The sequence below is a fragment of the Bacillus sp. VA13 genome, from assembly GCF_055710085.1.
This window is the reverse complement of record NZ_JBVQPP010000004.1, coordinates 182,738-206,705: the sequence shown is the minus strand read 5'-3', so window position 1 is coordinate 206,705 and position 23,968 is coordinate 182,738. Positions and strand designations below refer to the sequence as shown.

Below are 23,968 nucleotides of genomic sequence, written 5' to 3'. Positions count from 1 at the left end.
CTATGATTCAGATCGTATCAAAAATAGCGGACGCTTGCGCCCGCTATTTATGTATATTAAGAGATCAGCACGCCAGCGAAAAATTCCTGGTATAACGCTTGAACGGCTTTTCTTTCTTCGGCTTCTTTCACGCCGAACATCATGCTTACCTCAGAAGAGCCCTGGTTGATCATTTCAATATTCACCTTTGCCTCTGATAATGCTTTGGCCGCTCTTGCCGTTGTGCCGACATTGTGGCGCATCGCTTCTCCTACAACCATAATCAGTGCGAGGTGATGCTCGACAATCACTTCGTCGGCGTGCAGATCCTCTTGAATCCGTTTAATGACGCTGCGTTCAGTGGCGGTATCCATTTGACCCTCCCGTAAGATGATGGTTATGTCATCAATTCCCGATGGAACATGCTCATACGTTAAACCGTGTTCCTCCAGGATTTGAAGGGCCCTGCGGCCAAAACCGATTTCTCTGTTCATGAGATACTTGCTGATATAAATGCTGAAAAAACCGGTATCGCTGGCAATGCCGACGACAGGCCCGTTTGTGTTATCCCGCTTGCTGACGACGCGGGTGCCTTCGGCTGACGGGTTGTTCGTATTTTTGATCTGAACAGGAATCCCCGCTCTGAATGCCGGAATGAGCGCTTCATCATGAAACACTGAAAAGCCCGCGTAGGAAAGCTCTCGCATCTCTCTGTATGTCAACTCGCTGATTTCTTTTGGATTCTCAACGTAGGAAGGATTGACAGAGTACACTGCGTCCACGTCCGTAAAGTTTTCGTATAAATCCGCTTGAAGCCCGTTGGCAAGAATCGAGCCGGTAATATCAGAACCGCTCCGTGAGAATGTGATCACATCGCCAGCCTCGCTGAATCCGAAAAAACCGGGAAAAATGATGAGACCGTCACGTTCCCGAAGACGATAGAGGTTTTGATAGGATTCAGGAAGTACTTGCGCGTTGCCGGGTTCATTTGTCACAAAAAGGCCGGCATCCTTCGGGTTGACATATTCCGCTTTGACGCCTTTATGGCGGAAATAGGCGGCGATCAGCTTGGCGTTATTATCCTCCCCGCTGGCTTTAACTGCGTCAAGATACTGCTCGGGATTGCTTTTATCTCCTTCTAAAAGCGTAAACAGATCATCGCGGATTTTTTCGATAATGCTTTGCTCTAGCTGAAGCTCATTTGCGATGAGGGCATACCGTTCCACAACAGCTTCCGCCAGTTCAGGGGCGCTGCCTGATGCCAAATATTGTTCTGCACATGCGATTAAGAGATCAGTCACTTTCGTATCCTCAGCATAGCGTTTTCCCGGAGCTGAAACGACTACAGCTTTCCGTGCCGGGTCTGAGGTTACGATGTGAAACACCTTTTCAAGCTGGGCGCCTGAAGCGAGTGAGCTGCCTCCGAATTTAACGACCTTCATGTTTACATCTCCTAATGTTTAAAATTTTCACACAAATTTAGTATTTATTATCTCTCTTTCAGTCCTGTAAATCAAGGGGGAATTTCTTTCTGTCGTGAACATTTGTATTTTCCACAAGGAATAATGTCAGGTGTGTTGACCGTATACATGCGTTCTGAAGATAAATATGGTAAACAACCTAACGATTTGGGATGGAAAATGATTAGAATGATTAGTAAAATTAAATACATGACTAGGTTAATATTTTGAAAGAATATTGACTAACACTAGAAAAATGGTAATATGTAAATGATAATGATAATCAATTACTATATGGCCATATTGTTTTGAGTCCTTGCGGAGTAGGAGATACGTTCTTTTTGCTGTAAGGATGTAAGGAGGCAGCATGAAGTTACGTTACTTATTTATTCTACTTATCATATTAGCAGTCACATCTGTATTTATCGGCGTAGAAGATCTGTCGCCGCTTGATCTCTTCGATTTAAGCAAACAAGAGGCGTCAACGCTGTTTGCAAGCCGTTTGCCGCGATTGATCAGCATTGTCATCGCGGGATTAAGCATGAGCATCTGCGGTTTGATTATGCAGCAGATCAGCAGAAACAAATTCGTGTCACCGACGACGGCGGGCACGATGGATTGGGCTCGGCTCGGCATTTTAATTTCATTGCTGCTGTTCACATCCGCCAGTCCTTTAATGAAAATGCTGGTCGCGTTCGTCTTTGCCCTTGCAGGAAATTTTCTGTTTATGAAAATCCTTGAAAAAATCAAGTTTAACGACACCATCTTTATTCCGCTTGTCGGTTTAATGCTCGGGAATATCGTCAGTTCAATCGCGACATTTATCGCATATAAATATGACTTGATCCAGAATGTGTCATCATGGCTCCAAGGAGACTTCTCTTTAGTGGTAAAAGGAAGATACGAGCTTCTTTATCTGAGTATTCCGCTCGTTATCATTGCCTATGTGTATGCGGATAAATTCACATTGGCCGGTATGGGAGAAAGTTTTTCTGTCAACCTCGGCCTGAAGTACAAACGGGTTGTGAACATCGGGCTCATTATCGTGTCCCTGATCACGTCTCTTGTCATTTTGACTGTCGGTATGTTGCCGTTTCTCGGTTTAATCATCCCGAATATTGTCTCGATTTACAGAGGAGACAATCTGAAGAACAGCCTGCCGCACACGGCGCTATTGGGAGCGGTTTTTGTGCTCTTTTGCGATATACTGGGCAGAATCATTATCTTCCCTTACGAAATCTCGATTGGCCTGATGGTCGGAATCATCGGCAGCGGCATTTTCCTGTTTATGCTGTTAAGGAGAAAAGCATATGCGTAACCAGATGAAAATTGCGTTGCTCGTTGTTTTAGCCATCGTATGTATTGGCTTGTTTCTGTTTTATGACTTAGGCAATTGGGATTACACCTTGCCGAGAAGAATCAAAAAGGTCGCTGCCATTGCGCTGACTGGGGGAGCGATTGCGTTTTCGACTATGATCTTTCAAACGATTACGAACAACCGCATCCTGACGCCGGGCATCTTGGGCCTTGATTCTCTCTACATGCTGATTCAGACCGGCATTATCTTTCTGTTCGGTTCTGCGAATATTGTCATCATGAATAAAAACATCAACTTTATCATCTCTGTTCTGCTGATGATACTGTTTTCCCTTGTTCTGTATCAGATCATGTTCAAGGGAGAGGGGAGAAATATCTTTTTCCTTCTGCTCATCGGAATCGTGTTTGGCACGTTGTTCAGCAGCCTGTCTTCCTTTATGCAGATGCTGATTGATCCGAATGAGTTCCAAGTTGTGCAGGACAAGATGTTTGCCAGCTTTAACAACATCAATACGGATTTGTTATGGCTCGCGTTCATCATCTTCCTGCTGACAGGCGCTTATGTCTGGCGTTTTACAAAGTTTTTCGACGTGCTTTCTCTCGGGCGCGAGCACGCCGTGAATTTGGGCATCGACTACGACAAAGTGGTGAAGCAGATGCTGATCGTGGTTGCGATCCTTGTTTCTGTTTCGACTGCGCTAGTCGGGCCGATTATGTTCTTAGGCCTTCTTGTCGTCAACTTGGCGAGAGAATTCCTGAAAACGTATAAGCATTCATACTTAATCGCAGGCTCCGTTTTCATCAGCATCATTGCGCTGGTCGGAGGGCAGTTTGTGGTTGAGAAAGTGTTTACCTTCTCAACGACGCTGAGCGTCATTATTAATTTTGCCGGCGGGATTTATTTTATCTACTTGCTGTTAAAGGAGAATAAATCATGGTAGAGGTCAAAAATGTAAGCAAACAATATGGCGGGAAAGTGGTCCTTGAAGAGACGTCAGTCACGATTCCAAAAGGCAAAATTACCTCGTTTATCGGTCCTAACGGCGCCGGCAAAAGCACGCTGCTGTCTATTATGAGCCGCCTAATCAAAAAGGATTCCGGCGAGATTTTCATAGACGGACAAGAGATTGGAGCCTGCGACAGCAAAGAGCTTGCCAAAAAAATGAGCATTTTAAAGCAGGCGAACCAAATCAATATCAGGCTCACCATCAAAGACCTCGTCAGCTTCGGCAGATTTCCGTACTCACAGGGCCGGCTGACAGAGGAAGACTGGGTTCATATCAACCAGGCGCTAGGCTACATGAAGCTTGAAGACATTCAGGACAAATACCTGGATCAGCTGAGCGGCGGACAGTGCCAAAGGGCGTTTATCGCAATGGTCATTGCCCAAGATACAGATTATATCTTTCTGGATGAGCCGCTGAACAATCTGGATATGAAACATTCAGTTGAAATTATGAAATTGCTGAAACGGCTGGTAGAGGAGCTTGGAAAAACGATCGTGATCGTCATTCACGATATCAATTTTGCTTCTGTCTATTCGGACCATATCGTAGCTTTGAAAAACGGCCGAATCGTAAAAGAGGGGCCGCCTGAAGACATGATAGAAACCTCTGTGCTTGAGGAAATCTATGATATGACTATCCCGATTCAGACGATTGATAATCAAAGAATAGGTGTTTATTTTTCTTAATATATAGAAGAGGTGAAGAGCATGAAAAAGTTCGCATTACTATTCATCGCTTTGGTGACGGCAGTTGTCATTTCTGCATGCGGAAACCAAAGCACAAGCAGCAGCAAAGGTTCTGATTCAAAGAATGAACAAATCACAGTGAAACACCAGCTGGATAAAAACGGCACAAAAGTACCAAAGAACCCTAAAAAAGTTGTTGTATTTGATTTTGGAAGCTTAGACACGTTAGATAAACTCGGTCTTGATGATAAAGTCGCAGGCTTGCCGAAACAAGCCCTTCCAAAGTATCTGTCTAAATTCAAGGATGACAAATATGCTGATGTCGGAAGCTTAAAAGAACCAGACTTCGAAAAAGTGGCGGATTTAGACCCTGATCTGATCATTATTTCAGGAAGACAATCTGAGTCTTACAAAGAATTCTCTGAAATTGCTCCGACGATTTACCTTGGCGTAGACACAGCGAAATACATGGAATCATTTAAATCAGACGCAGAAACCATCGGTAAAATCTTTGATAAAGAAGACGAAGTGAAAGATGAACTCGCAACAATTGATCATTCAATTGCGGATCTTAAGAAAAAAGCTGAAAAGCTTAACAAAAACGGTCTTGTCATTATGGCGAACGACGGAAAAATCAGCGCGTTCGGTTCTAAATCAAGATACGGCCTGATCCATGACGTATTCGGCGTAACACCGGCTGATAAAAACATCAAAGCGTCTACCCACGGACAAAGTGTTTCTTACGAGTACATTTCAAAAACAAACCCGGATTACCTGTTTGTCATTGACCGCGGTACAGCGATCGGTGAAACATCATCTACTAAACAAGTCGTTGAAAATGATTATGTGAAAAACGTAAACGCAGTGAAAAATGATCATGTCGTCTACCTTGATTCTGCTACTTGGTACTTATCAGGAGGCGGACTTGAGTCTATGACGCAAATGATTAAAGAAGTGAAAGACGGTTTAGAGAAGTAAACAAAAAAGAGCCTCCGCTTAAAAGCGGGGCTCTTTTTTTATGGATCAGCGTGCAGGCTGCTGTTCGGCAGGGCGCTGAGGTTTCTTTAATGTAAAGGATAGAAGGAAGCCGGCAAGCGCAATGCAGGCTGCCACGATAAATGCGGCGTTCATGCCGTGCAGGGCGGCATGCTTCACATTTGTCGTGCCTGCGTGAGCCGCCTGGTTGCTCATGACGGATACCAATAGTGCAGTTCCGATTGAGCCGCCGACTTGGCGAATCGTATTGTTCATCGCTGTTCCGTGTGGGATCAGGTGGCGCGGCAGCGCGTTGATTCCGGCTGTCGTCACCGGCATCATGATCATAGCGGTACCTAAGAGACGAACGGTGTATAAAACGACAATCCAAGCGAGTGACGTATGGTCAGTCAGCTGCATAAACGGCAGTGATGTCAGGAAGATGATACAGAAACCTGCAATCGCGAGGCCTCTTCCACCGACACGGTCAAAAATTCTTCCGATAATCGGTGACATGAAGCCCATCACAATGGCTCCTGGAAGAAGCATAAGACCTGTATCAAAGGCTGTAACGTCTCTGACGGTTTGTGTATAAAGCGGCAGGATGGTTTCCGTACCGATCAATAAGGCAAAGACAAGTGTTCCCAGCAGGGTTGTTAAGCTGAAGACACCAAATGTAAATACGCGGAATTCCAGCATCGGTTTTTCAAGCTTCATTTGTCTTGTGATGAACAGGAGCAATGCGATGACACCCACCAGCAATGAAATCAAGACGGTTGAACTGGTCCAGCCGTAAGAGCCGACGCTTGAGAAGCCGTACAGAAGGCCGCCGAATCCAAATGTCGAAAGGATCACTGATAAAATATCAATCTTAGTTTTTCTTAAAGACGTCACGTTCTTCATCAGGATGCTGGCAAGAATTAAATCAATCACAGCAAACGGAAGAATGATATAAAACAATGATCTCCAAGAGAAAGCTTCGACTGCCCATCCGGAAAGAGTCGGTCCGATCGCAGGCGCGAACGAGATGACCAATCCGACCATACCCATAGCCTGGCCGCGCTTTTCAATCGGAAAGATCGTCAGGAATACGGTCTGCATGAGCGGCATCATAATGCCGGCCCCGGCCGCTTGAATGATACGTGCTGTAAGCAGAACCGGGAAGTTCGGCGCGAATGCCCCGACAATTGTTCCGGCAGTGAAAATGCTCATTGCTGTGATAAGCAGCGTCCTGCTCGTGAATTTCTCAATTAAAAACGCGGTAATCGGAATTAAAATCCCGTTGGTTAACATAAATGAAGTTGTCAGCCATTGCGCTTGGTTGGCATCTACATTGAAATCCCTCATAATATGGGGAAGTGCAGTAATTAACAGCGTTTGATTCAAAATCGCGACAAACGCCCCGGCTAATAAAATGCCGACAATGACAGAACGGTTAAAAGGTTTTGGTTCGATACTTTTGTCCAATACATATCCCTTCTTTTCTTTAAGTAATTAACAGTGTTTTTAACATCGAAACGGGCTGTGTTAAAACACCGGTTTGTTCCAGATAGCCAATCAGTGATTTGAGCAAAAAAGCGCGGGGTTCTTCCTTCTTCGCTTCTTCCTCCAGCATGGCGGCTGCGGATGTCAGTTCATCTACGTCAAAGTCTGCGGCGGGCAGGGAAGAGATGCCATTATGTAATTCCTTCAGGCTTTCCGACAATAGGGCTGATTTATCCTTTGGCTTGTAGGAGGATGCTGAATGAATGTAAAGCTCGATGGCTTCGGGCGGAAGGAGAGACTGCCGGGTTTCCTTGTTTTTGACAATCTGATTGAGGGTGCTGATGATAAACTCTGCAATCGGGTCAAGCTCAAGCGGTTTTTCCTCTATTTTGATCAGCATTAAAAACTCACGCATCATGCCGTGAAGAATGATGACCAGATCCCACACAAACGGAAGAATGCTTTCTCCATACGCCTGGATCAGCGAATCACGGTGCCAGCAAATAATCGTTGACCTGGTCTGATGGATATGCTGTTTAACCCGGTTATTATGAAGCTTAGGATTTCCGTAGGTCAGCATATTGAAAAACTGCTGATTCCGCCTGAAGCCTTCCAGCTCCATTTTGACCTTTTGCGTCAAACGCTCCTCCGGTGTCAGGGCGGTATTCTCCTGAAGTCTTGAGGCCGCGGCCACCATTTGTTTCTGGTTAAATGACAGCAGCTCCAAAAGCAGATCTTCCTTAGATTGAAACAGCTTATATATCGAAGCTTTTGACATCTTACATTCTTCTGCGATCGCCTGCATGGAAACCGACTTAAAATCCTTTTCCGAAAAAAGCTTTCGCGCAGCTAACAAGATATCTGTTTTTTTATCAAGCATCTCATGGCTTCCTTCTTTCTTGAACATTAGAAAACCCATTGGTTCACAGAAAACCAATGAGTAACAATGAAAAAATTTTACCAAATAAACTAAATAGAAGTCAATGGATTTTAACCGGACAATCGAAAGGCCTGCCGGAAAATCCGACAGGCCGGGTGAGGCTTATTTTTCAACTTTAAATCCTTGTTTCTCAAGCATTTCACGGATGTGCGGATAGTACAGGCGCTCATAATAGGAAGCGATGCCCTGTGACCAATTTCTTGTTTCTTTACCGTTTGTCCGCTTATTCATATATTCAGACATTTGCTCATCATATGCCTGAATGTGAGAAGTCAGCTCATCTTGATTCAAATATGTTTCCTGATGATTGACTGCTTCCTGCGGAAGGCGCGGTTTTTTCGCTGAACGGTCAGCTGGATGGCCGATGACAAGGCCTGATACAGGGAACACGTATTTCGGAAGCTCAAGCAGTTCGATCAGCTCTTGAGGGTTTCCGCGAACCGCACCGATCGGAACCGTGCCAAGTCCAAGTGATTCAGCCGCTGCTGTCGCTGTGCCGAGGGCGATACCAGCGTCTACAGCACCGACAAGAACAGACTCTAAGCCATTTGTGATCTCCATTTTGAAATCATTCAGATCTTCAAGCGCGATTTTGGCCCGGTTGAAGTCTGCGCAGAACAGCAAGAAAACAGGAGCCTGATCAATCCAAGGCTGTCCGCCTGCCAGCTCGGAGATTTTCTTTTTGCGCTCTTTATCCTGTACTGTGATCACAGTCACTTGCTGCCCGTTGATAGAAGTTGGGGCAGATTGCACCGCTTGAATGATTTGGTCTAATTGTTCCTGAGCTACAGGTTCATCTGTATAGCTGCGAATCGAGCGGTGGTCTGTTAATGATTTGATGACTTCATTCATATGGGACACCCTTTCCTTACTCGCTAAGCTCTGTGCGGACAACATCAAGAGGAGCGCTCAGCAGTTCTTTTCCTTTTGCTACAAATCCTTGGAAATGCGCGGTTTCATTGTGGAATTTCATCGCCGCTTCATCTTTCCATTGTTCGAGCATTACAAATGTATTTTCTTCGCCTACTTTTTCAAATAGGTCGTATTGCGCGTTGCCTTCCTCAGCTCTTGAATGCTGAACAAGCGATTGTGCCTCGCTCAAAAATTCCTCGCGTTTTTCTGGTTTTACTTTGATGTAAGCTTGTAATACGATCATGTCAATCTCCTCCATCGTTATGCTGAATTTATTGTTCGAATTTCATCGAACTAACTGTACCATGTAATCAAAATGAGGTAAAGGAAAAACCCTTAAATAGTAAAATTGTCATTCTAATTGTTGTGTGATACATTTGTGTCATGAACATTCCAAACCATCCAGAAACAGAAACGTTGCAGCTGACAAAGGTCCTTCACGCACTGAGTGATCCGCTTCGTTTAGAGCTCGTAAAGCAATTAGCTGGCGCGAAAGAAAAAACGTGCGGCACCTGTGCGGATGTACAGGTTGCCAAATCGACCTTGTCACATCATTTTAAAGTATTGAGAGAATCAGGCATCGCTCAAGTTCGTATAGAAGGAAAGCGCCGGTATTATTCGCTTCGCGCTGAAGACCTCGAAAAGGCATTTCCGGGCCTGCTTGAAGCCGTGCTGAATGTGGACCAGGACCGCTGGTGACTCAATCCCCTGTACCGGGGATTTTTTTATGTCCGTAAACAGCACGGGAAAGCCTCTCGACACCCTCCTGAATGTCTTCTTCCTTCAGCCGGGCGAATCCGATAATGAGAGCGGGCCTGCCTGTTTGCCTTCTTTTTTCCTTCAAATCAAACCGGCTCATTCCGAAGATTTCAAGCTGCTGGCCGGCGGCATGTGCCAGGATGTCTTGTTCGGTGCGGCTGGTTTCAAATTCAGTAACAAAATGCAGTCCCGCATTTGCCCCCTTTACGGTAACCTCTCCGCTGAACTCTGTTTCTAAAGCGGCGATCAGGCTCTCTCTCTTTTCTTTATAATGCTGCTTCATTTTTTTTATATGCTTCTGATATTCTCCGGACTCGATAAATTCCTGCAGGGTGAGCTGCGTAAGAGACGAGCATGTCTGCAAATCATAGCCTCGCTGTTTGTATGTCCTCAATAGCTCAGGCGGCAAAACCATATAGCTGATCCGCAAGCCAGGGAGAAGGGATTTTGAAAAGGTGCCCATATAGATGACATTTTGAAAACGGTCGAGGCTTTGCAACGCTGGAATACTGTCTACATCATATGTAAATTCACTATCATAATCGTCTTCAATAATATAGCGGTGCGGCTTTTCGGCTGCCCAGTTCAGCAGCTGAATTCTTCTGGATACAGGCATAATCGTTCCGGCCGGAAATTGATGCGACGGAGTCGTCACCAGTACATCAGGCTGCTGTCTGCTGATTTCAGCAATCGACATGCCTTTGTCATCCAGCATGATGGTCTTCACCTGTTTTCCGGCATTTTTTAAAAGCTGGTACATGCGCCTGTAACCGGGTTCCTCCATCGCATACACCGCCTCCTTAGGCAAAAGCTCAGTCAATAGCTGCATAAGCACCTGTGTGCCTGCCCCTATGACGATTTGTTCCGGCCGGCATTTTACGCCCCGCGTCAGGGAAATGAGCCTGGTAATGGCCGCGCGCACCCCATAGATCCCTTGTGGATGCGACATATCGCCAAGTGTTCGATATGAGCGTGAGGCCGCTTTTTGCTCGCAGCGAAACCAGCTTTTGATCGGAAAATGGTCTGTATCGGCACTCATGTGTGAAAACGAAATCCAATTGCTCTGATCGATGTGAACCTCTTTCAGGTCATCCGCCAATGAAAATGGGGGGTGCTCCTCGGCAGAAAACATGTCGAGCTTCTCCACGAAAAATCCCTTTCGCTCAATGGCGTACAAATATCCCTCAGCCAGAAGCTGCTGATAGGCTGAATTCACTGAGTTTACGCTGACCTTCAGCTTCTCAGCCAGCTCTCTCTTGGAGGGAACCTTCGAGTGTGGCAGCAGATTGCGGCTGAGAATTTCTTTTTTCAGCTTTTGATAAATTTGCTGATAGATATAATCGGCTTGTTCTGAGCGATCGAGTGTGATTGTGATGTCCATTTGCAGTTTCTCCTTCTGGTACCATCAAAAAGTTATAATTGGTACTTTTCATCATACCAAAGAGAAGTCAGAATGATAAGAAAATAGCGACAGGGGGACATACACATGAGTCAAACAACAGCAAGCATTACGACTGCCCAGTGGCAGCAAAAACGGGATCAATTCGTGTCCAAAGGTGTGAGCAACGGCAATCGCAGTCTGGCGGTAAAAGGAGTAGGGGCTGAGCTGTATGATTTGGACGGCCGGAGATTTATTGATTTTGCAGGCGCCATCGGAACGTTAAATGTCGGACACTCGCATCCGAAGGTCGTTGAGGCTGTGAAGCGGCAGGCGGAGGAGCTGATTCACCCGGGTTTCAATGTCATGATGTACCCGTCTTATATCGAATTAGCGGAAAAACTGTGCGGCATTGCACCGGGCGGCCATGAGAAAAAAGCGATCTTTCTGAACTCAGGAGCGGAAGCGGTCGAAAACGCTGTAAAAATTGCCAGAAAGTATACAAAGCGCCAAGGGGTTGTCTCGTTTACACGCGGGTTTCATGGGCGCACGAATATGACGATGAGCATGACGAGCAAGGTAAAACCTTATAAATTTGGCTTCGGACCTTTTGCGTCAGAGGTTTATCAAGCACCATTCCCCTATTATTATCAGAAGCCGGCCGGCATGAGTGATGAAAGCTATGATGACATGATCATCCAAGCGTTCAATGATTTCTTCATCGCATCAGTCGCGCCGGAAACGGTCGCATGTGTCGTGATGGAGCCTGTACAGGGAGAAGGCGGCTTTATTATTCCTTCGAAACGATTTGTGCAGCATGTCGCATCTTTTTGCAAAGAACACGGCATTGTTTTTGTGGCTGATGAAATTCAAACGGGTTTTGCCAGAACAGGCACCTATTTCGCAATTGAACATTTTGATGTTGTTCCTGATCTGATCACGGTTTCTAAATCACTTGCAGCGGGATTGCCGTTAAGCGGTGTGATCGGCCGTGCGGAAATGCTTGATGCAGCAGCGCCAGGGGAGCTGGGCGGCACGTATGCCGGCAGCCCGCTCGGGTGCGCGGCGGCTTTGGCTGTCTTGGATATTATTGAAGAAGAAGGGCTGAATGAGCGTTCTGAAAAAATTGGCAAAACGATTGAAAACAAGGCGTATGAGTGGAAACAAGAATTCCCGTTCATCGGTGACATCCGCAGACTCGGAGCAATGGCCGCAATCGAAATCGTCAAGGATCCTGACACGCGTGAGCCTGATAAAGCGAAAGCGGCAGCAATCGCGTCGTATGCGAATCAAAACGGATTGCTTTTGCTGACTGCGGGAATTAATGGCAATATCATCCGCTTTCTGACGCCGCTCGTCATCTCAGACAGCCTTCTGAATGAAGGACTCAGCATCTTGGAGGCGGGCCTGCGAGCTTAATTATTGGAAAGAAAACGGCTGGGTCTGCTATCATTTTAAGTAATCATGAAAAGAAGGGAATGTTCAATATGCCAGATCAATTAACGGTCTACAACCCGGCTACGGGCGAGGAGATCAAAACGATTCCTCAGCAATCAGCCAAAGAAGTAGAAGAAGCCATTGAACGTTCACATCAAGCGTTTAAAACGTGGTCTAAAACATCAGCGAACGAAAGAGCGTCTCTTTTGAAAAAATGGTATGAGCTGATTGTTGAACATAAAGAAGAACTTGCAGATTTAATTACAAAGGAAAACGGAAAACCGTATCAGGAAGCGGTCGGCGAGGTCCTGTACGGCGCAGGCTATATCGAATGGTTTGCAGAGGAAGCGAAGCGTGTGTACGGAAGAACTGTGCCTGCTCCGACAACCGGTAAACGAATTGTCGTCACACGCCAGCCAGTCGGCCCTGTTGCTGCCATCACGCCTTGGAATTTCCCGAATGCGATGATTACACGCAAAGCTGCACCTGCTCTTGCTGCCGGCTGTACGTTTATCATCAAGCCGGCGCCGGACACACCGCTGTCTGCCTATGAGCTTGCGCGCCTCGCATATGAAGCGGGCATTCCGAAGGACGTTCTTCAGGTAGTCATCGGCGATGGAGAAGAAATTGGAAATGTGTTCACAGGCAGTCCGAAAATCCGCAAAATCACGTTCACAGGATCAACGCCGGTAGGGAAAATCCTCATGAAAAATAGTGCGGACACCGTGAAACATGTTTCCATGGAGCTCGGCGGACATGCCCCGCTGATCGTGGATGAAGATGCAAACATAGACCTTGCCGTTGAACAGGCGATGGTGTCTAAATACCGAAACGCGGGCCAAACATGCGTATGTGCGAACCGCCTGATCGTCCATGAATCCATCAAAGATGAATTTGCGGCGAAACTGAGCGAGCAAGTGTCTAAGCTAAAAGTCGGAAATGGACTTGAAGAAGGCGTCAATGTCGGCCCGATTATCAACAAAAGAGGTTTCGAAAAAATTGTCAGCCAAATTGATGATGCGGTTGAAAAAGGTGCGAAAGTTCTCGCTGGGGGCACGTATGACCGAAACGATGACAAAGGCTGCTACTTCGTCAACCCGACAGTTCTCGCAGATGTCGATACGTCCATGAATATCATGCATGAGGAAACATTCGGCCCGGTTGCACCGATCGTCACGTTTTCTGATATTGATGAAGCGATTCAGCTTGCCAACGATACACCGTACGGCCTGGCTGCTTACTTCTTCACAGAAAACTACCGCCGCGGCATCTATATTTCCGAAAACCTTGAGTACGGGATTATCGGCTGGAATGACGGCGGACCATCAGCGGTTCAAGCGCCATTCGGCGGAATGAAAGAAAGCGGCATCGGCCGCGAAGGCGGTTCGGAAGGCATCGAGCCTTATCTTGAAACAAAATATATGTCCATCGGTTTGTAAAAGAATGCAAGCTCCTGAGAGCTGCCGGATCTTCCGGCAGCTCTTTTTTGCTGTTCCGGCGAATAAACCCAGCCATTCCAGACAAAATAACAGCAAATACATTTTGAAAGAAGGTTCCCCAACAATGGATTTATTATTGGCTCTTCTCCCGGCTTTGTTTTGGGGGAGCATTGTTCTCTTCAATGTGAAATTAGGCGGCGGGCCGTACAGCCAGACACTGGGAACGACGATCGGGGCGCTCATTGTTTCTATCGTTATTTACTTTTTTGTTCAGCCCGTTCTGTCACTGCGGATTTTTATTGTTGGAATCGTATCCGGCTTATTTTGGTCACTTGGGCAGGCCAACCAGCTGAAAAGCATTGAATTGATGGGTGTATCTAAAACAATGCCGATTTCCACAGGAATGCAGCTCGTTTCCACATCGTTGTTCGGTGTGATCGTGTTCCGCGAATGGTCAACACCGATTGCGATTACGCTTGGCATTCTCGCTCTGATCTTTATCATTGTGGGAATCATTCTCACATCTTTGGAAGATAAGAAGGATAAAACAGAGGGCGAGCCAAGCAACTTGAAAAAGGGCATTTTGATTCTCCTTGTCTCGACTCTTGGTTATTTGGTTTATGTCGTCGTGGCGAGATTGTTCAATGTGTCCGGCTGGTCCGCGCTGCTGCCACAGGCGATTGGCATGGTGGTTGGAGGGTTAGTTTTAACCTATAGACACAAACCCTTTAACAAATATGCGATCAGAAATATTCTCCCAGGATTAATCTGGGCAGGCGGAAATATGTTTTTGTTTATTTCTCAGCCGAGAGTCGGAGTCGCAACAAGCTTTTCTCTCTCTCAAATGGGAATTGTCATTTCAACGCTCGGCGGCATTTTCATCCTGCGTGAAAAGAAAACAAAACGCCAGCTTATTGCGATTGCCATAGGGATTGCACTGATTATTGCGGCCGCTGTATTTTTAGGAATCGCCAAAACGAATTCATAACAATTGAGGAGGATGTATATGTATCCAGATTTAAAAGGAAAAGTCGTCGCCATTACAGGCGCTGCATCAGGTCTTGGGAAAGCCATGGCCCTTCGCTTCGGCAAGGAGCAGGCAAAAGTGGTTATCAACTATTATAGTGATAAACAGGATCCAAACGAGGTAAAAGAAGAGGTCATCAAGGCGGGCGGTGAAGCAGTTATCGTCCAAGGAGATGTCACGAAAGAGGAAGATGTAAAAAATATTGTGCAAACTGCCATTAAAGAGTTCGGCACACTCGATATTATGATTAATAATGCGGGACTTGAAAATCCTGTGCCATCTCACGAAATGCCGTTGAAGGATTGGGATAAAGTCATCAGCACGAACTTAACGGGCGCCTTTTTAGGAAGCCGTGAAGCGATTAAATATTTCGTAGAAAATGATATCAAGGGAAATGTCATCAACATGTCCAGTGTGCACGAAGTGATTCCTTGGCCGTTATTTGTCCACTATGCGGCAAGTAAAGGCGGGATAAAGTTGATGACAGAAACATTGGCGTTGGAATACGCGCCGAAGGGCATTCGCGTCAATAATATTGGGCCAGGCGCGATCAACACGCCAATCAATGCTGAAAAATTCGCTGACCCTAAACAGAAAGCTGATGTAGAAAGCATGATTCCAATGGGATATATCGGCGAACCGGAGGAGGTCGCCGCAGTAGCAGCCTGGCTTGCTTCGAAGGAAGCCAGCTACGTCACAGGCATCACGTTATTCGCGGACGGCGGTATGACACAATATCCTTCATTCCAAGCAGGACGCGGTTAAACAAAAAAAGCGACCCAGACATGACATCTGGATCGCTTTTTTATTACGCACGCTTTTTCTTTACAAGCGCTGCTATAGATAAAATAATGGCTGCCGCAGACAGCACAATCGCTGTGATGTCCAGAGCAGAAGAGCCCGATTCTTTGGAATCGTCCTCTGTTTTCGTAGCACCGTGCTCATCTGTCACTTGCTTTGCAGCGGTGATGTTTGTAATGGAATGAGGCGTATCCGCATCCTCGTCACCTGTCCACTCGACAATGCTGCCGTCTTTGTAATATTGGTATGCGTCCCAAGCTGCTTCCTCCGCTTTGTCAGGGTTTTTGGCAACAAAGGTAAACCGCTGGAACTGTCCTTCCTGAATGCCGCCGTCAGTCGCTTCCCACGTCACGGACACTGATTTGTCGTCGTGTTTCTGGGTGGATACCTTCCAGCCTGGAATTGGCTCGTATTGCTGGAATTCAACATCCTTCGGCATTTTGAGGACAACCTTTGTTGTCGGCTGATTTTTCTCAGAAGGAACCTTCATCGTATAAGTTTCCCAAGAGCCTGCAGCGGATTCAGCAGGCTTTACCGTAACGTGCGCACTGGCAGGGGCCGTAAAGAATAAGAGAGAGCCGACGATAGCCGGGCATAGCGTGAATGCAATTTTCTTCAACAATTCAAACACTCCTTTAATGGGTCTTTGTAAACATGATATTGATTTCGTTAAAGTCTCCGGTCAGCCCGTGGACTTTGATCTTCCAGTTTCCCTTTTCATTAATGGATAGGTTTTCATCCTGAAAGACGCCTTTTGTTTTCTCTTTTAATTGAAACGTGCTTTTGTTTTCGCTGCCTGACAGGCCTGTTTTATAAATGGTTAACGTGATTTGCTGGATGTTTTTCACCGGTTCGCCGTTATGGTCAGTGATCCGCAGCTCAAATTCGTTTTTCCCTGGTTGGTTCGGGCTGATGCTGAGAGACACGCTTTGTCCGTTCTCAATCGCTTTCGTTTGGAAGAACGGTTCCGGCGCCGGCTCAGGTGGGCTTGGCAGGCTTGTAAACACGGCCGCTGTGATCAATACAGCGATGCCGATTGCCCATTCCATTTTGAGCGTTCGGCTGATTCCTGTGCGGCGCTGCTTTCTGGTGAGCAGAAAATGAAGCGCGCCTAAGACCAGCATCAACACAAACAGTCCGCTTTTTACTATAAGAGCTTGGCCGTACGCTGTATGGAACAGCGAATCCATGGATCGAATGATGAAAAATCCATTGAGCAAGCCTGAAAACAAAATGACGCCGACTGCAGTAAGCGCCCATGGGGAGAACCGGCTTACCGTTTCCCATGCGAGCGTTTTGTCGGGCTGCCTCCATTCTTTTGCGAGCAGCAAAACGAGTGCTGCTATTCCGCCAACCCAGATGGAAGCGGAAGATAAATGAAGGAAATCCATTAAAATGCCGACCGCTTTTTCTTCAACGACAGCAGCATGTCCGGTAAACGCTTTGGCAAGCAGGAGACCGAAAAAGAAAATGAGCGGCGCTGTCCAATAGCCAAAGGAAGAAAAGCGTTTTTTGCGTATCACAGGGATCGCAGACAGTGCAAGCAGCAGATACAGCACGGCCTGTATGATCCAAATGGTGCCGCCTGCTGTCTCAAACAGAGTTTCTCTGATGTAGCCCGGCTGGAAGGCGCTGCCCCAGCCGCCGCCCGCGTTCGCTTTTGTCTGAATGGGAAGCTGAAGCAAAAGCGCCAGCCCCAATGCAGTGATCGAGACGATCAGGATACGTCTCGTCCGTTTGGCGAGTTGTTCTGGATCTCCTTTATACCAGAAGAGATGGAAGAAAACCGTCCCGATAAACAGAGATAAGGCTGTATACAGAATCGCGCGGTCTGCGGCTGTTGCCGGATTCAGCGCTGAACCGGCGGCTTTTTGGCTGCTGAATCCGCCGTCCGCTTTCCCGATGCTGAACGGAATGACACCGGAAACCGGATGCCCGTCCGCGGACACGGCATTCCATTCCGCTCTGTACACATCATGCGGCAGATTCTTTTTCAGCTTCACTGTCATGATGTGATGATTATCTTTTTTGATTTCAGTCTTATCTGTATCCACCCGATCGCCGTTTGAATTATAGACTTTAATGTAATGAAACCCTTCTTCAACCGGTTCATTAAATTCGATTTCCACCTGTGAAGGGGCGCTTTTTAATTCGCTGTTTTCACCAGGTGAAGATTTGACAATATAGGCGTGAGCAAAGCTTGTTTTCGGCAGGAAAACAAGAAAAAGCAGAAGGATGATCCACCATCTGTTTCGCTTCATCACTCAGACACCACCTTCCGCTGTATATGTTGTGTTATTTCTTGGTGCAGGTGCAGCGTTTTTTTCTGTCTTGAAGCATGTCTTCCAGCGCCTGATCGAAGGTGCGGACGGCTCCGCCGAATCCTTTTCGAAACCGTTCGGCATGGTCGAGTGTCGCAAACGGAATCGCCTGAGGCTGGCAGCAGTGCAGGTTTAGTTCAGCATTTACGACGAAATAAGCCGAACCGGCACTGACTGTTGTGTGTAACAGAAAATCTCTGCAAATCAAGTGTGAAACCTCTTCCGTTTTATCTGCATACCGCAAAAACGCACAATGTGCGCAGCATAGCTGTTCAATGTCTTGGTTTACCGTAATCAGCTGAACCGAATGGGCTTGATTGACCGGCTTCAGGCAATAGCTGCACATATGATCCGCTTGAGATGTTCGGGCTGGGAGCGTGATGCCACCGGCTGTTTTAATGACCTGATTTGACTGAACAAGCTGATTGACATCTCTGTATACTGTCATTTCCGAAACACCGAACCTTGCGCTGATATCAGAAATTCTGAGCGCGCCTTCTTCTTTCAGCCACTTCAGGATGTGTTGCTGTCTATTAATCGGAAGCATTCATACATCCCCTCCAAATAAGATCTATTTAAGCGTAGAGGATTTTAGAGACAGAGACAAGTAAGCTGATGATAAAAAATGTGAAAATGTGTTGAACAGCAACAAAACGAAACAGAAGGGACTCTGGTATAATAGACATATGGAATGGAAAGTGAGGAATACCCTATGAAAGAAACACGATGCCCGAACTGCGGCAAACCTTTGACAGGCGACATGGTCAGATCATCAAATGTGCCTTGTCAATTTCGCTGCGGACACTGCCGGGAACGGCTTCATGAATATAAAGTATCAGCTCCGATCATGCTGGTGTCATTAGCAGTCATCGTGCTGCTCATTTATCTTTTGCTGCTCCTCCGCAATGCGGCAGGTTCAATGATACCGGCCGTACAGCACGTGCCGATGGCTGTTTTTGCGCTTGTGTGCGCCTATCCCGTTTTTATTGTGAGTGAGCGGATGATCGCCAAGTACGTGATTCAAAACGGAAACATAATTTATAGAGGAAAGAGAAAAGGCTCCTGATATCAGGGGCCTTTTTATTTTTAAAAAATTGTCACACCCTTGTGCCAAAGTCCTCTTTACTTTCAATTGTATAGGGACTGTAAGCGTTTTAACATAGAGTCAAAGGGAAGCATCATTCTCTGAACATCTTTTTATATCTTACAGCGACAAACAAACAGGGAGGGTTTATATATGCAGCAAGAACAGCAGCAAGGCGGCATGAAAGTGAAAGTGCAGCGCTTCGGCAGTTATTTGAGCGGAATGATCATGCCGAATATCGGCGCGTTTATCGCGTGGGGCATCATTACCGCGCTGTTTATTCCGGCGGGATGGTTTCCGAATGAACAGCTGAATACACTTGTCAGCCCGATGATCACATATTTACTGCCGCTTTTGATAGCGTATACAGGCGGAAAAATGATTTACGACCACCGCGGCGGAGTCGTCGGGGCAACAGCGGCAATCGGGGTGATTGTCGGGTCGGATATTCCAATGTTTTTAGGTGCAATGATCATGGGGCCGCTTGGCGGATACCTCATTAAACAGACGGATAAATTGTTCAAGGATAAAGTCAAACAAGGCTTTGAAATGCTCATCAACAACTTTACGGCAGGGATTGTCGGCGCGGCTTTAACGATTCTCGCGTTTTACGCCATCGGCCCAGTTGTCCTGACGTTAAACAAATTGCTGGCGGCCGGTGTGGAAGTTATTGTACACGCTAATTTACTGCCTGTAGCCAGCGTTTTTGTGGAACCGGCGAAAGTGTTGTTCCTAAACAACGCCATTAACCATGGAATCTTAAGCCCGATCGGAATCGAGCAGGCAGCCCAAACGGGAAAATCAATTCTGTTTTTAGTAGAAGCCAACCCTGGACCGGGACTCGGCATTTTGCTGGCGTACATGTTCTTTGGCAAAGGTTCTTCAAAATCAACGGCTCCCGGAGCGGCGATCATTCATTTCTTCGGCGGGATTCACGAGATTTACTTCCCGTACATTTTGATGAAACCGGCCCTGATTCTGGCAGCTATTGCCGGCGGAGCAAGCGGACTCTTAACGTTCACGATCTTTAATGCCGGACTTGTCGCAGCATCGTCACCGGGAAGCATTATCGCATTGATGGCGATGACGCCAAGAGGCGGCTACTTCGGCGTATTGGCGGGTGTATTGGTCGCTGCGGCTGTTTCGTTCATCGTATCAGCAGTGATCCTGAAATCTTCAAAAGCAAGCGAAGAAGACCTCGCTGCCGCAACTGAAAAAATGCAGTCCATGAAGGGGAAGAAAAGCCAAGCAGCCGCAGCTTTAGAAGCGGAACAAACCAAAGCTGAGGAAGCGTCTGAGCTGTCTCCTGAAAGCGTAAATAAAATTATCTTTGCATGTGATGCGGGAATGGGATCGAGCGCCATGGGAGCATCCATCTTAAGAAACAAAGTGAAAAAAGCAGAGCTTGACATCAGTGTGACCAATACGGCCATTAACAATCTGCCAAGCGATACTGACATTGTCATCACCCACAAAGATTTAACAGATCGCGCGAAAGCAAAGCTGCCGAACGCGACGCACATATCAGTGGATAACTTCTTAAACAGCCCGAAATATGACGAGCTGATTGAAAAGCTTAAAAAGTAATCTCATAGAAAGAGAGTGATACTCATGCAAGTACTCGCAAAGGAAAATATTAAACTCAACCAAACGGTATCTTCAAAAGAAGAAGCCATCAAAATGGCTGGCCAGACGCTGATTGACAACGGCTATGTGACAGAGGATTACATTAGCAAAATGTTTGAAAGGGAAGAAACGTCTTCTACGTTTATGGGGAATTTCATTGCCATTCCACACGGCACCGAAGAAGCGAAAAGCGAGGTGCTTCACTCAGGAATCTCAATTATACAGATTCCTGATGGTGTGGAGTACGGAGAAGGCAACACGGCAAAAGTGGTATTCGGCATTGCGGGCAAAAATAATGAGCATTTAGACATTTTGTCTAACATCGCCATCATTTGTTCAGAAGAAGAAAATATTGAACGCCTAATCTCTGCTAAAAGCGAAGAAGATTTGATCGCCATTTTCAACGAGGTGAACTGACATGATCGCCTTACATTTCGGTGCGGGAAATATCGGGAGGGGGTTTATCGGCGCACTGCTTCACCACTCCGGCTATGATGTGGTGTTTGCGGATGTGAACGATACGATGGTCAGCCTCCTCAATGAAAAACGGGAATACACAGTGGAGCTGGCAGAAGAGGGGCATTCATCAGAGGTAATCGGTCCGGTCAGTGCCATCAATAGCGGCAGCCAGCTGGAGGAGCTGTATCGGCTGATCAATGAGGCGGCGCTCATCACAACAGCAGTCGGCCCGAACGTGCTGAAGCTGATTGCTCCGTCTATCGCAGAAGGGTTAAGACGAAGAGACGCTTCAAACACACTGAATATCATTGCCTGCGAAAATATGATTGGCGGGAGCAGCTTCCTGAAGAAAGAGATATACAGCCATTTAACAGAAGCTGAGCAGGAGTCCGTCAGTGAAACGGTCGGTTTTCCGAATTCCGCCGTTGACCGGATCGTGCCGATTCAGCATCATGAAGATCCGCTCAAAGTATCGGTTGAACCATTTTTTGAATGGGTCATTGATGAATCAGGCTTTAAAGGAAAAACACCAGTCATAAACGGCGCGCTATTTGTTAATGATCTGACGCCGTACATCGAAAGAAAGTTGTTTACAGTCAACACCGGACACGCGGTGACAGCGTATGTCGGCTATCAACGCGGACTCAAAACGGTCAAAGAAGCAATCGATCACCCGGAAATCCGCCGTGTCGTTCATTCGGCGCTGCTTGAAACCGGTGACTATCTCGTCAAAACGTATGGCTTTAAGCAAACCGAACACGAACAATATATCAAAAAAATCATCGGACGCTTTGAAAATCCATTCATTACGGACGATGTAACCCGCGTGGCGAGATCACCTCTCAGAAAACTGGGAGAGAATGATAGACTCGTAGGCCCGGCAAAGAAAATAAAAGAGCCGAACGCACTGGCGGAAGGGATTGCCGCAGCATTGCGCTTCGATTTCACCGGTGACCCTGAAGCGGTTGAACTGCAAGCGCTGATCGAAGAAAAAGGATACAGCGGCGTGCTTCAAGAGGTGTGCGGCATTCAGTCCCATGAACCGCTGCACGCCATCGTTTTAAAGAAACTCAATCAATAACCGACCACCCGTGACACAATGTCACGGGCTTTTTTTACCATCTCGCAATCTAGTATAATAGAAAACGCTTACGACAACAGGGGAAGGAGAATGACGATGAAACAATTCGAGATTGCGGCAATACCGGGAGACGGAGTAGGAAGAGAGGTTGTAGCGGCTGCTGAGAAAGTGCTTCATACAGCGGCTGAGGTGCACGGAGGTTTGTCATTCTCATTCACGGCTTTTCCATGGAGCTGTGATTATTACATGGAGCACGGCGAAATGATGCCTGAAGACGGAATACATACGCTTACTCAATTTGAAGCGGTCTTCTTGGGAGCCGTCGGAAATCCGAAGCTGGTTCCCGATCATATTTCGTTATGGGGGCTGCTGCTGAAAATCCGGAGGGAGCTTGAGCTCTCCATTAATATGAGACCCGCCAAACAAATGGCGGGCATTACGTCGCCGCTTCTGCATCCAAATGATTTTGACCTCGTGGTGATTCGCGAGAACAGTGAAGGTGAATACAGTGAAGTCGGCGGACGCATTCACAGAGGCGATGATGAAATCGCCATTCAGAATGCCGTATTTACGAGAAAAGCGACAGAACGTGTCATGCGATTTGCCTTCGAATTGGCAAAAAAACGGCGCGGCCATGTGACAAGTGCGACAAAGTCTAATGGCATTTATCACGCGATGCCGTTTTGGGATGAAGTCTTTCAGCAGACTGCCGCTGATTACAGCGAAATCGAAACGTCATCCCAGCATATTGATGCGTTGGCCGCTTTTTTTGTAACGCGTCCGGAAACGTTTGACGTCATTGTGGCGAGCAACCTGTTCGGTGATATTTTAACGGACATCAGCTCAAGCCTGATGGGAAGCATCGGTATTGCGCCGTCTGCGAACATCAACCCGTCCGGCAAATATCCGTCCATGTTCGAACCGGTTCACGGCTCAGCTCCCGACATTGCCGGTCAGGGCCTTGCCAATCCAATCGGCCAGATTTGGACAGCGAAGCTGATGCTTGACCATTTCGGAGAGGAAGAACTGGGAGCAAAGATCCTGGATGTGATGGAACGAGTAACAGCTGACGGCATCAAAACACGCGACATTGGCGGACAAAGCACAACGGCTGAGGTTACGGACGAAATCTGTATGCGTTTAAGAAAACTTTGATGAAACAGGGCGGGGCAGTTTTTCTGCCTCGTTTTTTATGATGGAAAGCGTTTTGAAGAAGAGTGCCCTGTCAAAATAAACCGACTCAGGATTGGCAAAGCCATGAAGAGCATCGAATTGATAAATCTCCAAATCGGGATGCTGTTTTTCCCTCAGTTTTTTGATAAGAACCGCAACATCAAACGACGGTTCATCTGAAGGGAAAAACAATAGGACTGGGCAGGCTGGCACGTGATGAAGAGAATCGCGTATCCGGGAACCGTAATAACAAACAGCTCCGCTCACCTCAGGCATACTGCTGCATTTCCATGCGATCGTCGCGCCCGCACTGAATCCAATCACAAAGATGCGCCGTCCCGCGTTTTGCCTGATCACGTTCTGAATGATGGTTTCTCCTGTTTTCAGCCGTTCATGTTTTGTAAACTGTTCGTATGCTGTTTTTTCCTCTTGCAGTGAGTAGACTTCACCATCTCCGAGCAGGTTGGGCGTTATCACATCATATCCAGCCATTTTGATCAGCCGGGCCATCTTTTTCATATGGATGTTTACACCGTATATTTCGTGTGCGAGAATGATGAGCGGTTTTTGGGACATAACAGGCTCCTTTTGCGTTTTTTCCATTATATCCTATCGTTGAGCT

The 23,968-nt window shown here is 46.8% G+C and carries 24 protein-coding genes; 14 read left to right on the top strand and 10 right to left on the bottom strand.

Features of this window, described 5'->3' with window-relative positions; genetic code table 11:
* Positions 1-56: 56 nt before the first annotated feature.
* Positions 57-1,421, bottom strand: a complete 1,365-nt coding sequence (locus tag AC0C66_RS16420; RefSeq protein ID WP_461845820.1) for an aspartate kinase — start codon at positions 1,419-1,421, stop codon at positions 57-59.
* A 385-nt stretch (positions 1,422-1,806) separates the two neighbouring features.
* On the opposite strand from AC0C66_RS16420, the gene yclN reads away from it, so the two are divergent.
* Genes yclN through yclQ form a run of 4 tightly spaced genes read left to right on the top strand, consistent with a single transcriptional unit; the run spans position 1,807 to position 5,427 of the window.
* Positions 1,807-2,757, top strand: a complete 951-nt coding sequence (gene yclN, locus AC0C66_RS16415; protein WP_439846181.1) for a petrobactin ABC transporter permease YclN — start codon at positions 1,807-1,809, stop codon at positions 2,755-2,757.
* A complete protein-coding gene (gene yclO / locus AC0C66_RS16410; RefSeq protein ID WP_014112652.1) occupies positions 2,750-3,697 on the top strand; it encodes a petrobactin ABC transporter permease YclO in 948 nt (315 codons plus the stop codon). Before yclN ends, yclO begins: the two co-directional genes overlap by 8 nt.
* Positions 3,691-4,449, top strand: a complete 759-nt coding sequence (gene yclP / locus AC0C66_RS16405; RefSeq protein ID WP_014112653.1) for a petrobactin ABC transporter ATP-binding protein YclP — start codon at positions 3,691-3,693, stop codon at positions 4,447-4,449. Before yclO ends, yclP begins: the two co-directional genes overlap by 7 nt.
* 21 nt (positions 4,450-4,470) lie before the next feature.
* On the top strand, positions 4,471-5,427 hold the full coding sequence (yclQ, locus tag AC0C66_RS16400; protein WP_014112654.1) for a petrobactin ABC transporter substrate-binding protein YclQ: 957 nt from the start codon (positions 4,471-4,473) through the stop codon (positions 5,425-5,427).
* Between the two features lie 45 nt (positions 5,428-5,472).
* On the opposite strand, the gene AC0C66_RS16395 is transcribed toward yclQ, so the two are convergent.
* The 4 genes from AC0C66_RS16395 to AC0C66_RS16380 all read right to left on the bottom strand — a co-directional run bounded on the left by AC0C66_RS16395 (position 5,473) and on the right by AC0C66_RS16380 (position 9,005).
* A complete protein-coding gene (locus AC0C66_RS16395; RefSeq protein WP_090557327.1) occupies positions 5,473-6,891 on the bottom strand; it encodes an MDR family MFS transporter in 1,419 nt (472 codons plus the stop codon).
* 19 nt (positions 6,892-6,910) lie between these two features.
* On the bottom strand, positions 6,911-7,789 hold the full coding sequence (locus AC0C66_RS16390; protein WP_072181729.1) for a TetR/AcrR family transcriptional regulator: 879 nt from the start codon (positions 7,787-7,789) through the stop codon (positions 6,911-6,913).
* A 162-nt stretch (positions 7,790-7,951) separates the two neighbouring features.
* On the bottom strand, positions 7,952-8,701 hold the full coding sequence (locus AC0C66_RS16385) for an NADPH-dependent oxidoreductase (RefSeq protein WP_072181728.1): 750 nt from the start codon (positions 8,699-8,701) through the stop codon (positions 7,952-7,954).
* A gap of 16 nt (positions 8,702-8,717) precedes the next feature.
* Complete coding sequence (locus tag AC0C66_RS16380) at positions 8,718-9,005, bottom strand: putative quinol monooxygenase (RefSeq protein ID WP_003240208.1); 288 nt, start codon at positions 9,003-9,005, stop codon at positions 8,718-8,720.
* Positions 9,006-9,145: 140 nt separating this feature from the next.
* Between AC0C66_RS16380 and AC0C66_RS16375 the strand changes: the two genes are divergently transcribed.
* Entirely contained in the window at positions 9,146-9,460 is a 315-nt protein-coding gene (locus AC0C66_RS16375) for an ArsR/SmtB family transcription factor (protein WP_014112658.1), read from the top strand.
* A 1-nt stretch (position 9,461) separates the two neighbouring features.
* Here the strand turns inward: AC0C66_RS16375 and gabR are convergent, their stop codons facing one another.
* On the bottom strand, positions 9,462-10,901 hold the full coding sequence (gabR, locus tag AC0C66_RS16370; protein ID WP_072181727.1) for a MocR-like transcriptional regulator GabR: 1,440 nt from the start codon (positions 10,899-10,901) through the stop codon (positions 9,462-9,464).
* Positions 10,902-11,006: 105 nt separating this feature from the next.
* Between gabR and gabT the strand changes: the two genes are divergently transcribed.
* From gabT to gdh, 4 genes are all read left to right on the top strand, one after another.
* Positions 11,007-12,317, top strand: a complete 1,311-nt coding sequence (gene gabT, locus AC0C66_RS16365) for a 4-aminobutyrate--2-oxoglutarate transaminase (protein WP_072181726.1) — start codon at positions 11,007-11,009, stop codon at positions 12,315-12,317.
* Between the two features lie 68 nt (positions 12,318-12,385).
* Complete coding sequence (gabD, locus tag AC0C66_RS16360) at positions 12,386-13,774, top strand: succinate-semialdehyde dehydrogenase (RefSeq protein WP_014112661.1); 1,389 nt, start codon at positions 12,386-12,388, stop codon at positions 13,772-13,774.
* 124 nt (positions 13,775-13,898) lie between these two features.
* Positions 13,899-14,762, top strand: a complete 864-nt coding sequence (glcU, locus tag AC0C66_RS16355; protein ID WP_014112663.1) for a glucose uptake protein GlcU — start codon at positions 13,899-13,901, stop codon at positions 14,760-14,762.
* Positions 14,763-14,780: 18 nt separating this feature from the next.
* Positions 14,781-15,566: a glucose 1-dehydrogenase gene (gene gdh / locus AC0C66_RS16350; RefSeq protein ID WP_014112664.1), complete on the top strand. Its 786-nt coding sequence runs from the start codon at positions 14,781-14,783 to the stop codon at positions 15,564-15,566.
* Positions 15,567-15,609: 43 nt separating this feature from the next.
* Here the strand turns inward: gdh and AC0C66_RS16345 are convergent, their stop codons facing one another.
* Genes AC0C66_RS16345 through ycnK form a run of 3 tightly spaced genes read right to left on the bottom strand, consistent with a single transcriptional unit; the run spans position 15,610 to position 18,470 of the window.
* On the bottom strand, positions 15,610-16,224 hold the full coding sequence (locus AC0C66_RS16345) for a YcnI family copper-binding membrane protein (protein WP_014112665.1): 615 nt from the start codon (positions 16,222-16,224) through the stop codon (positions 15,610-15,612).
* A gap of 13 nt (positions 16,225-16,237) precedes the next feature.
* Positions 16,238-17,863 carry a copper resistance CopC/CopD family protein gene (locus AC0C66_RS16340; RefSeq protein WP_072181743.1) on the bottom strand — a complete coding sequence of 542 codons (1,626 nt, stop codon included), beginning with the start codon at positions 17,861-17,863 and terminating at the stop codon, positions 16,238-16,240.
* A gap of 34 nt (positions 17,864-17,897) precedes the next feature.
* Positions 17,898-18,470, bottom strand: coding sequence for a copper uptake transcriptional regulator YcnK (gene ycnK / locus AC0C66_RS16335; protein ID WP_072181725.1), 573 nt, complete (start codon positions 18,468-18,470; stop codon positions 17,898-17,900).
* A gap of 165 nt (positions 18,471-18,635) precedes the next feature.
* Here ycnK and AC0C66_RS16330 point away from each other — a divergent pair, with 165 nt between their 5' ends.
* From AC0C66_RS16330 to AC0C66_RS16310, 5 genes are all read left to right on the top strand, one after another.
* A complete protein-coding gene (locus tag AC0C66_RS16330; protein WP_088680032.1) occupies positions 18,636-18,989 on the top strand; it encodes a hypothetical protein in 354 nt (117 codons plus the stop codon).
* A 171-nt stretch (positions 18,990-19,160) separates the two neighbouring features.
* Positions 19,161-20,594, top strand: coding sequence for a PTS mannitol transporter subunit IICB (locus AC0C66_RS16325; RefSeq protein ID WP_461845822.1), 1,434 nt, complete (start codon positions 19,161-19,163; stop codon positions 20,592-20,594).
* 24 nt (positions 20,595-20,618) lie between these two features.
* On the top strand, positions 20,619-21,050 hold the full coding sequence (locus tag AC0C66_RS16320; RefSeq protein ID WP_014112670.1) for a PTS mannitol transporter subunit IIA: 432 nt from the start codon (positions 20,619-20,621) through the stop codon (positions 21,048-21,050).
* Between the two features lies 1 nt (position 21,051).
* Positions 21,052-22,173 carry a mannitol-1-phosphate 5-dehydrogenase gene (locus AC0C66_RS16315; protein ID WP_014112671.1) on the top strand — a complete coding sequence of 374 codons (1,122 nt, stop codon included), beginning with the start codon at positions 21,052-21,054 and terminating at the stop codon, positions 22,171-22,173.
* A 90-nt stretch (positions 22,174-22,263) separates the two neighbouring features.
* Positions 22,264-23,328, top strand: a complete 1,065-nt coding sequence (locus AC0C66_RS16310; protein ID WP_072181723.1) for a tartrate dehydrogenase — start codon at positions 22,264-22,266, stop codon at positions 23,326-23,328.
* On the opposite strand, the gene AC0C66_RS16305 is transcribed toward AC0C66_RS16310, so the two are convergent.
* Complete coding sequence (locus tag AC0C66_RS16305) at positions 23,314-23,922, bottom strand: dienelactone hydrolase family protein (protein WP_461845824.1); 609 nt, start codon at positions 23,920-23,922, stop codon at positions 23,314-23,316. The genes AC0C66_RS16310 and AC0C66_RS16305 overlap by 15 nt on opposite strands.
* Positions 23,923-23,968 lie beyond the last annotated feature (46 nt).

What these genes read in the sequence shown, in the direction of transcription:
- gdh (WP_014112664.1), top strand. Translation starts at nt 14,781, where the DNA reads ATGTATCCAGATTTAAAAGGAAAAGTCGTCGCCATTACAGGCGCTGCA.
- AC0C66_RS16320 (WP_014112670.1), top strand. Translation starts at nt 20,619, where the DNA reads ATGCAAGTACTCGCAAAGGAAAATATTAAACTCAACCAAACGGTATCT.
- AC0C66_RS16385 (WP_072181728.1), bottom strand. Translation starts at nt 8,701, where the DNA reads ATGAATGAAGTCATCAAATCATTAACAGACCACCGCTCGATTCGCAGC.
- AC0C66_RS16420 (WP_461845820.1), bottom strand. Translation starts at nt 1,421, where the DNA reads ATGAAGGTCGTTAAATTCGGAGGCAGCTCACTCGCTTCAGGCGCCCAG.
- AC0C66_RS16315 (WP_014112671.1), top strand. Translation starts at nt 21,052, where the DNA reads ATGATCGCCTTACATTTCGGTGCGGGAAATATCGGGAGGGGGTTTATC.
- yclP (WP_014112653.1), top strand. Translation starts at nt 3,691, where the DNA reads ATGGTAGAGGTCAAAAATGTAAGCAAACAATATGGCGGGAAAGTGGTC.
- gabR (WP_072181727.1), bottom strand. Translation starts at nt 10,901, where the DNA reads ATGGACATCACAATCACACTCGATCGCTCAGAACAAGCCGATTATATC.
- AC0C66_RS16375 (WP_014112658.1), top strand. Translation starts at nt 9,146, where the DNA reads ATGAACATTCCAAACCATCCAGAAACAGAAACGTTGCAGCTGACAAAG.
- yclO (WP_014112652.1), top strand. Translation starts at nt 2,750, where the DNA reads ATGCGTAACCAGATGAAAATTGCGTTGCTCGTTGTTTTAGCCATCGTA.
- AC0C66_RS16390 (WP_072181729.1), bottom strand. Translation starts at nt 7,789, where the DNA reads ATGCTTGATAAAAAAACAGATATCTTGTTAGCTGCGCGAAAGCTTTTT.
- AC0C66_RS16325 (WP_461845822.1), top strand. Translation starts at nt 19,161, where the DNA reads ATGCAGCAAGAACAGCAGCAAGGCGGCATGAAAGTGAAAGTGCAGCGC.
- ycnK (WP_072181725.1), bottom strand. Translation starts at nt 18,470, where the DNA reads ATGCTTCCGATTAATAGACAGCAACACATCCTGAAGTGGCTGAAAGAA.
- AC0C66_RS16305 (WP_461845824.1), bottom strand. Translation starts at nt 23,922, where the DNA reads ATGTCCCAAAAACCGCTCATCATTCTCGCACACGAAATATACGGTGTA.
- gabT (WP_072181726.1), top strand. Translation starts at nt 11,007, where the DNA reads ATGAGTCAAACAACAGCAAGCATTACGACTGCCCAGTGGCAGCAAAAA.
- AC0C66_RS16380 (WP_003240208.1), bottom strand. Translation starts at nt 9,005, where the DNA reads ATGATCGTATTACAAGCTTACATCAAAGTAAAACCAGAAAAACGCGAG.
- AC0C66_RS16340 (WP_072181743.1), bottom strand. Translation starts at nt 17,863, where the DNA reads ATGAAGCGAAACAGATGGTGGATCATCCTTCTGCTTTTTCTTGTTTTC.
- AC0C66_RS16310 (WP_072181723.1), top strand. Translation starts at nt 22,264, where the DNA reads ATGACGATGAAACAATTCGAGATTGCGGCAATACCGGGAGACGGAGTA.
- glcU (WP_014112663.1), top strand. Translation starts at nt 13,899, where the DNA reads ATGGATTTATTATTGGCTCTTCTCCCGGCTTTGTTTTGGGGGAGCATT.
- gabD (WP_014112661.1), top strand. Translation starts at nt 12,386, where the DNA reads ATGCCAGATCAATTAACGGTCTACAACCCGGCTACGGGCGAGGAGATC.
- yclQ (WP_014112654.1), top strand. Translation starts at nt 4,471, where the DNA reads ATGAAAAAGTTCGCATTACTATTCATCGCTTTGGTGACGGCAGTTGTC.
- AC0C66_RS16330 (WP_088680032.1), top strand. Translation starts at nt 18,636, where the DNA reads ATGAAAGAAACACGATGCCCGAACTGCGGCAAACCTTTGACAGGCGAC.
- yclN (WP_439846181.1), top strand. Translation starts at nt 1,807, where the DNA reads ATGAAGTTACGTTACTTATTTATTCTACTTATCATATTAGCAGTCACA.